This is a genomic window from Mesorhizobium sp. M4B.F.Ca.ET.214.01.1.1 (genome assembly GCF_004791545.1).
Classification (GTDB): Bacteria; Pseudomonadota; Alphaproteobacteria; order Rhizobiales; family Rhizobiaceae; genus Mesorhizobium; species Mesorhizobium abyssinicae.
The window spans coordinates 1-442 of record NZ_SRUX01000070.1 but is presented as its reverse complement, the minus strand read 5'-3'; the positions used below and the strand labels follow the sequence as shown (position 1 = coordinate 442).

The following is a 442-nucleotide window of genomic DNA, read 5'->3' as shown; positions in this document are numbered from 1 at the left end:
CGACATCGCCGAGGTGCGCACGGCCGAAGGCAAGCTCTACCTCTTCGTGGCCATCGACCGGACCTCGAAGTTCGCCTATGCGGAGTTGCATGAGAAGGCTGGTAAGATGGCGGCCGCCCAGTTTCTGCGCAACCTCGTGGCCGCCGTCCCCTACGCCATCCACACCGTGCTCACCGACAATGGCATCCAGTTCACCAACCGCACGCAGGACCGGCACGCCTTCGAGCACATCTTCGACCGCGTCTGTCGCGACAACGGCATCGAGCACCGGCTCACGAAAGTGAAGCATCCGTGGACGAATGGTCAGGTCGAGCGCATGAACCGCACGGTCAAGGAGGCCACCGTCAAGCGTTTCCACTACGACAACCACGATCAGCTCCGTCAGCATCTCCAAGACTTCATCGACGCTTACAACTTCGGGCGCCGGCTTAAGACACTGACG

1 protein-coding gene is annotated in these 442 nt (G+C 61.3%); it reads left to right on the top strand.

Annotated elements, in window-relative coordinates:
• Window positions 1–442, top strand: a 442-nt coding sequence (locus EN857_RS33325; RefSeq protein ID WP_135897676.1) for a DDE-type integrase/transposase/recombinase, incomplete at both ends; no start/stop codon positions are given.